The sequence below is a fragment of the Granulicella sp. dw_53 genome (assembly GCF_018449545.1).
Lineage (GTDB): Bacteria > Acidobacteriota > Terriglobia > Terriglobales > Acidobacteriaceae > Edaphobacter.
This window is the reverse complement of the sequence record NZ_JAAVUR010000010.1, coordinates 222789-230405: the sequence shown is the minus strand read 5'-3', so window position 1 is coordinate 230405 and position 7617 is coordinate 222789. Positions and strand designations below refer to the sequence as shown.

The 7617-nt window shown below is 54.6% G+C and carries 3 protein-coding genes and 2 pseudogenes; 1 reads left to right on the top strand and 4 read right to left on the bottom strand.

Features of this window, described 5'->3' with window-relative positions; genetic code table 11:
* Nucleotides 1–206: 206 nt before the first annotated feature.
* The 4 genes and pseudogenes from msrA to HB393_RS16790 form a co-directional block, all read right to left on the bottom strand.
* Nucleotides 207–664, bottom strand: a pseudogene (msrA, locus tag HB393_RS16805) (peptide-methionine (S)-S-oxide reductase MsrA).
* Nucleotides 665–725: 61 nt separating this feature from the next.
* Nucleotides 726–1138: pseudogene (msrB, locus tag HB393_RS25545) on the bottom strand (peptide-methionine (R)-S-oxide reductase MsrB); the annotation flags it as partial.
* A 115-nt stretch (nucleotides 1139–1253) separates the two neighbouring features.
* Nucleotides 1254–2129: a nucleotidyl transferase AbiEii/AbiGii toxin family protein gene (locus HB393_RS16795; RefSeq protein ID WP_213806346.1), complete on the bottom strand. Its 876-nt coding sequence runs from the start codon at nucleotides 2127–2129 to the stop codon at nucleotides 1254–1256.
* Complete coding sequence (locus HB393_RS16790) at nucleotides 2092–3171, bottom strand: type IV toxin-antitoxin system AbiEi family antitoxin (RefSeq protein WP_213806345.1); 1080 nt, start codon at nucleotides 3169–3171, stop codon at nucleotides 2092–2094. Before HB393_RS16790 ends, HB393_RS16795 begins: the two co-directional genes overlap by 38 nt.
* A gap of 1656 nt (nucleotides 3172–4827) precedes the next feature.
* On the opposite strand from HB393_RS16790, the gene HB393_RS16785 reads away from it, so the two are divergent.
* A complete protein-coding gene (locus HB393_RS16785; RefSeq protein ID WP_213806344.1) occupies nucleotides 4828–7275 on the top strand; it encodes an AAA domain-containing protein in 2448 nt (815 codons plus the stop codon).
* Nucleotides 7276–7617: the final 342 nt, after the last annotated feature.

Genomic DNA, 7617 nt, shown 5'->3' with positions numbered 1-7617 from the left:
CGGTTCAGTGAGCCTGTCGTGAACTATAGAAACAATAGGTCAGCTTCTCGGCACCAATTCTTCGGAAAGGACCCCGACAAACGCGTTTCCATCCTGTAGCGGCTCTGGATTGGTGCGAAATCGCCAAGTCGTTCACCGAGCATCGAATAGAACGCTTCGATCCCAAATGATGGTTAGAAGCCAAGGCTACGAGAAATGCGCCACATTCAAGCAGCTCTTTTTGGAAGGATCCAATTCGGCCGGACGAAGTGGCACGTGTATCCGTTGGGGATACGTTCCAGGTAGTCCTGGTGCTCAGGCTCGGCCTTCCAGAATGCGCTTGCGGGAACCACTTCGGTCACAACCTTTTCGGGCCACAACCCTGAAACATTGACGTCGGCAATTATGTTTTCCGCAATTCGCTTTTGGTTATCTGTCGTGTAAAAGATCGCCGAACGGTAACTTGCCCGACGTCGTTTCCTTGAGGATCGGCCGTCGTAGGGTCATGTATTTGGAAGAAGAACTCCAGCAGACGGCGATAGATGAGTTGCTGAGGATCGAAGAGTATTTCGATCGCTTCGGCGTGGCCTTCGTGATTACGGTAGGTCGCGTTAGCGACTTTGCCGCCCGTGTATCCGACTCGAGTCGAAACGACGCCCGGGAAGCTGCGTATCAGATCCTGCATCCCCCAAAAACAGCCGCCAGCAAGGACTGCACGCTCGTTCGATCCATCGATGTCGTTACTCCTAGTTTTGCTTTTCAAACAATTCGAGATATTTACCGTACCCCGCTCTCTCAAGCTCATCGAGAGGAATGAAGCGCAATGACGAGGAGTTTATGCAAATAGCGCAGGCCGCCGGCGTCTTTAGGGCCGTCGTCAAAGACGTGCCCAAGATGGCTATCCACCGTGGCTTGATCGTACTTCTGTCGGACTCATGCCATGAGTGCCATCAGCACGTTCCTCTACGTTGTCCGCCTCGACCGGCTTGGTGAAGCTGGGCCACCCGCAGCTGCTGTCGAACTTGTCGAGGGACGAGAACAATGGCTCACCCGACACGATGTCGACATATATTCCCGCCTCGTCATGGTCCCAATACGCATTCTCGAAGGGACGTTCGGTTCCGTTTCGCTGGGTGACCTGGAACTCCTCAGGAGAGAGGAGAGAGATGGCCTCTTCGCTCTTTGTGTAATTGTCCATGTATGCCTCGCCGATCAGTCTCTTGCTAAATTTTACGGCGTTCGGACAGTTGGCTTCTGCCGTGTTCCTTTAGGGGCTACAAGAGGTCGACGAATCCCATTCCGCGAAAAAATCCTCTGAGAAGGGCTTCCGCTGACTCAGTGTGATCGTCAAAGATGCTCATCGTACGTGTTAATTGAAGCACAAGGGCAGGAAGTTCCTTTCCTGAGAGTAAGGTCGAAAGCCGAGTTCGCACATTCTCATCGGTTATGCGCTGCGTGTCTTTCCCTAAGAGGAAAGCTCCGGCCAAGGTAGTGTCGAAGCCAACCCGCTCCAGCTCATCAGCCTCTTCTTCGTAAAGTCTGTTGACATTTCCAGCGTCAGTATATGTTTCGATCAATCTTCGAATGTCTTGGACGTCTCGCTCCTCATGCCGATCGAGCCAGGCGAAGAGTTTGAGGACCATCAGTCCGGGGAGGGAAGCGACTGGAATGATGAGGTCTGGGCGAACCTGTACGAGCAGCGAGTTCCCGAACACATCCGAGAAGGCAGCCACATTCATGACAACATCGGCACCTGGTGGCCACGCGATTGTTCGCTCAGCCGTCTCCAGCTTTCCGAACGGAATGATATCAATGATTGTTTCGAATGATGCGCCAGTTGGCTGATAGTACAGTCGCTGGGTACTTCGTCCTTTATCTACGAATCCCGGAATTTCGAGAAACATCTGTTTCACAGTCGCGAACTGTTCCCACGAGTCCACAAGAATGGCGAAGTCTAGATCATAGGTGGCGCGGGTGACAGCGTGGCCGAACACGTGATAGAGCAGGAGATCGCGAGCGGTGGCACCTACCAGCATGTAGCGTATCTTCGCATCGCGAAGGAGCCGATCGATGAGTTCCAAGATGCTGAGCGTAACTGGATCGACGGGACGTTCAGGGCTGATGAACAATTGGTTCGAGAAAACGCTCATAGACCTCTTTGGCTGCTTCGATGTTGCGCCCATCGATGGTCGCCATCAGATCAGCGTAAACCAGGAGGGGTGGAGCGATGTCCGTCGGCGGGCCGATTAGCTCCGGGTGCCAGAACGTCTCCAATATCTCTGTATTCCCGTCCGTCGCCAAGCGCATTCGGGCTTTCGTCATAAGTGCGGTCAGAGGTGTGCCGGGAGCATAGATTAGAAAATGTTCGGCCTTTAGATAGCGAGTGAGTTTTTCGGCACCGTATTCTCCTCCCCAATAGGCTCCGAATGTTTCGAGGCCGATGTGCGTCAACTGGTCTCTATCGGCCTGATATCGTCGCGGTCTAAGCGTGGGCCGCAGGTTTGCAGGGTAGTAGGTGACCCATTCGTTGAGGAGTTCCTTTTTTCTGAGAAGGGTTCCATTCGGCGTTTTGGCCTTTTGAAGATACCCGCGTTGGGTGAGGTCGTTGAGAACTGGGCCGATAGTTCCAAGGGCGACTTTCGCAAATTTGGCGACTTCCCGGTATGGGGCGCCGGCTAATGCCGGTCTGCATAGGAGGGCGAAGACGACCTTGAGCCCTGCGGGATTGTTGGCGTGATATTGATCCTTGAAGGGTCGAGCAGGGCGTGCTTTGCCCCGTATATCGGCCACAAATGTGTCCGTCGGAAGGTACAAGTTGCCAGCTGTGTCGAGGAAGGGAAGATCAAGTCTTCGACATTCTTCAGCCAAATCGGGTGTTGCGAACGTCGTGATGAGGAGTGGGAGATACCCGGGATAGCGCTGTGTAATGAGCTCCTGCAACTGATCCCGAATCTGGGCAACGGCGAGACGCCGGTCGATTGTTTTTATCTCTGCGACGAAGAGCTGCTTGTGCCCGTTCAGGGTGATCATCACCACGGCATCAGTCCTCGGATTTGGGTAGTCGATGTCTAACGGGCGGACGTCTACCTTAACCGTCTTCAGGCCAGCGGTGGTCTGAAGGGCGGCAATTGCAGTTTGAAGAGTCTGATATTCCCGACCCGCTAGCTCCATGTCCTCTCTCTCTCTGTTCATAATTGTATCTTGTTCACGTAACGTGAACAATGAGATTAATGAACACGCGCATGAATCACTCAGGCTGGTAACGGAAGAAATGGGCTGAACCCCACAGTCAGCCCACGCCTACTGGTTAGAAATTGATTCAAATTTGATGCCAAACGGAGCCCGGAATACCGGTTTTACCGGTCCTTCCGGCTATTAACTCCCTTAGAATGTTCAGCCGTCCAGGGATCGGATGCTTCAGGAGTTAAGGCCACTTGTAGCGTGTGAAATGCTCGAAGGGTGCGGCAACTCTGGAAGCAAGAGGGCATGTGAGCATGCTTTCTTCAATACGGGAGGCACGTTCAGCGAAAGGGAATCGGGCCGATCTCCCCGGGGCAGCATGGACGCTCCGCTTGGTAACAGTTTGTAGCATTCTTGTAGCAAAGGCCGTCCACGGGCCGGCTTTGCCGACCGACCGCTTCATAAGTCCCTTACCTCTATATTTTGGATCGGGATTCATTTCGTGGAATGGAAGAGGCCATCAGATCTGACCGAAGAACTTTAGGGCGACCTCTCAAGAGGACGGCAAACCTCGCGTTGAGCGATTTTGGCGTCACTTTATGAAGTGGTGGATACTCCACGGCGCGGCGGACCGCCAATCCGCCGAGGACAACCTCGCGGGTGTTCGCCCCCCTCCCCGGCACCAAGATAGGTTTCACAAAATGAATAGGTTACATAGACCAAAGTCTCTCGGCCCGAGGAGCTTTTTTCATGGTGAAATAAACTGGTGTTACTTTGTTACCTTTTGTCGGAGGGCTGTTATGGTGACTCCACCTGGACCGCGATCATCGAAGCTTCTTTGCAACAACAGCGCGTGATTTAGCAGATCTAGTCTCGGTAGGAGCCCTCGTCCGTGTGGGCAGTAAGTACACTCGGTATTACCTCAACATCCCAACGAAACCGATTTTCGGATCAAATTGTACGTAGCGTGTTGGCTTTGCTCAAAGGTTGAGACTGTTGAGCGAGAATACAGCTTTGCGCGCGTAGTAATGCGAAGCCAGCCTCCATAAAGCATCCTTGAGGAGACCTATGTTTCTCATTTGGCTGTTTCGATGGGTATGCCGGCATCGCCTTAGCTAGTCGCTGCCCAAATAGGCGAGAGAATTACCGAAGGTAAGCATTGCCTGGCGTTGGCGTCCGTCACCAAGCGGTACTTTGTTGCTTGACCCCACGGCTTTCCACCTCGTAACACGTTTCTCTGTATTAGGTGAGAATAAGGAGGTAATGAGGGACTCCGGAGGGGCCGAAGGATTCGATATGGGCTCAGAGCTTCGTCGCGCGCACGCCATGTCATCGTCACAAGCACTTTCGTCAACTGTTACTGGCGAAACAAAAAACGAACCAGCCGCCATCCTGATTACATGGACGGCGCTCGAAGCGCTCTCGCCTGCAACCTACGACGCACCGCATGATCTCGTGTACGGCGATCGGAGCCGCGTTGTCCGCTTTGAGGATGGACCGCTGCCCTGGACCACATCCACACAGCCGCCGCCTGGGAAGCAGCTCTTCTACAGCGTCGTTCTGGGTTCGATACTGATGGACCCAGCGACCGAGGCCCTCATCAAAGTCTTCGGCGATGACGAGGCAAGAGTCCGCTCCTCGAAGAAGAAGGCAGTCGCGGTAGAGGTTTTGCTGGATAAGGATGGCGTCGCGCTTGCCGAGAAGGCGATCTCGATTTCCAGCTTTCCATGGGCGCTTCCTCTCGCACTCCAGCTTAGGCTGGAAGAGCTTGGAAGCTGGCCGACAGTAGAGGATGAGTTGCAGCGCGGGTTAGACGCGATCGTGCACAGGTTCGATTCCGACGGTAAACCCATTCCTCTGGACGTTCCAACGATGGACCGGGCTTATCAGTGGCTGGTCGAGACCTGCCAAATTCCAAATAATCTGATTGAGCGCCCAACCTTTGTGTTGCGCTACTACTATCCGGTTGGGTCGAAGGCCCAGCCGGAGGCTCGGCTTCTTAACTCTTTCTTCCTACATGATTTGGCCCGCGTTGCGCGTCATATCGAGAATGGGACAGCTCCCACCGGCGTTCTGCAATATCTTGGCGTGATTCCAGAGGCCAATTCGTTGGATGTGCTCAAGGACCATTCTTCTCTGGAGGCGGCGGTTGCTCCTGCGAAAATTCCCGCGGCCAGGTGGCCTGCCGGAGAAGGCAGATCACTCGTTGTGCTGCAACAGGCCGCGGTAAATCTGATCGGGCAAGAGCTGAACGGCAAGGAAGGGATTCTTGCGGTGAACGGGCCTCCTGGCACAGGAAAGACCACGCTGCTGCGCGACGTTGTCGCTATGTGCGTCCTTGAGCGAGCTGTGGCCATGAGCGCGTTTGATGATCCGAGTAAGGCCTTCACCAAGACGGAGGAGCGGGTTGAAGCGGGGAAGACTTCCTTTGACATCTTCCGTTTGGATAGCAGTCTGAAGGGGCATGAGATGCTGGTTGCCTCCAGCAATAACAAGGCGGTCGAGAATATCAGCAAGGAGCTGCCCGCCGAAGGTGCCGTGGCCCACTCTCGTGAGCAGCTGAGTTATTTCAAGTCGATCAGCGATCTCGTCCACGGCCCGCGCAAGCGGAAGGAAAAGGCGTCTGAAGATGATCTCGCGCCGGAGCCAGTGAAGACATGGGGTCTGATCGCAGCCGTACTCGGCAATAAGGAAAATCGATCGGCCTTCTGGGAGGCGTTCTGGTGGAACGAGGACCGCGGCTTCAGAACCTATCTCAAGACCGCAATGGGTCATTCCGTTCTGATTGAGAATCGAGATTCCGCCACGGACGTTGTCGAGAGACGAACACCCGAAGTCGTGCTTCGGGAGCATCCGCCTTCTCCGCAACAAGCGAAGGAAAATTGGCCGAAAGTGCGAGCGCAATTTCTTACTCTCAAGGCAGAAATAGATGCTGAGTTGCAGGCGCTTGAAGAGGTACGTCGACTCTGCCTTACACTGGACAAGCTCCAACGCCAGTTAGACAGCAAAGAGAAGGAACTAGAGAGCCTACACGCTGAACGTGACGAGTTTGCCGTAAGAGTGGAGACACTTCGTAAAGAGCGCGATGAAGCCTCTGCACGCCACGCGCAAGCCTCAGCAGCTTGGAATCGGCACAAGAGCTCGCGGCCTGGGTTGCTTGCGCGTCTGGCGCGTACAGACGACGCAAAGGCCTGGGCAGAAGAAGCCGCTGTTTGGCGAAGACCGGTGGACACGGCTGCGAGGGAGTTCGCAGCGTCAGAAGATGGCTACAAAAAGGCGGAATGTGTCCGCCCACTCGTTGCAGCGAAGGCGCAAGTTTTTGAAACGGATATGGAGAGAGAACGGGGACAACTAGCTGCAAGGTCTCAAGTCATCTTCGAGCACCGTACGCGACTTGGCGGCCGGATTATCGATGAAGAGAAGTTCCAGGAGGGACACTTAAGCTGGAATCAATCGACGCCCTGGGTCACGGAAGCACTGAACGACAAGCGTGAGAATCTCTTCATTGCCTCTCTGGCCCTCCACCGTGCTTTTATCGATGCCGCAGCTTCCAGTATTCTTAACAATCTTGGAGCGCTTCAGGTGTCGAACGCGGGCATGCAAAAGACTGAGGAGCGGCGCAGATTACTCGGGGATCTCTGGTCAACACTTTTTCTGGTTGTGCCGGTTCTTTCAACGACATTTGCGTCGGTCGAACGCATGCTCGGCGATGTGCCGCCGGGCACCCTGGGATGGCTCCTGATCGACGAGGCCGGGCAGGCCACGCCGCAGGCTGCCATCGGTGCGATCCTGCGAGCAAAGCGCGCCGTTGCTGTAGGAGATCCTCTGCAGATCCAGCCCGTGGTCTCGCTACCTGAGCGCCTGAACACAGACATCTGTGACTTCTTTAAAGTGACTGAACTGGATTGGACGGCTCCATCGGCATCGACGCAGACGCTTACGGATCGTGCCTCACACTATCAATCAAGCTTCGAAGCCGTTGCGGGGGAGAGACGCGTTGGTCTCCCATTGCTTGTGCATCGTCGCTGTCAGGATCCAATGTTCTCAATCTCGAATAGGATCGCTTATGCCGGCCAGATGGTGCAGGTGGTTGGTCCCAGGAAGTTGAACGTTTGAAGCTGTGCTTGGAGCATCGACATGGATCGATGTAGAAGGAAAAGCTGATTCGAAGTGGTCTCCGGCGGAAGGCAGAGCCGTGATCGATCTGCTTACCAGGTTGACATCGGCGACTGGAAACGCAGACGTCTTCGTGATCTCACCCTTCCGCATCGTTGTGCACGAGATGGCTCGTTCCTTAGAGAATCGGCCAGATCTCCTGCGCATGTTAAGCCGTGATGGCACTCAGTGGCTGAAAGACCATGTGGGTACTGTCCATGCATTTCAAGGGCGTGAGGCTGTCACCGTGATATTGCTATTGGGAGCGCCTTCCGAATCTCAGAGTGGTGCCCGAGAGTGGGC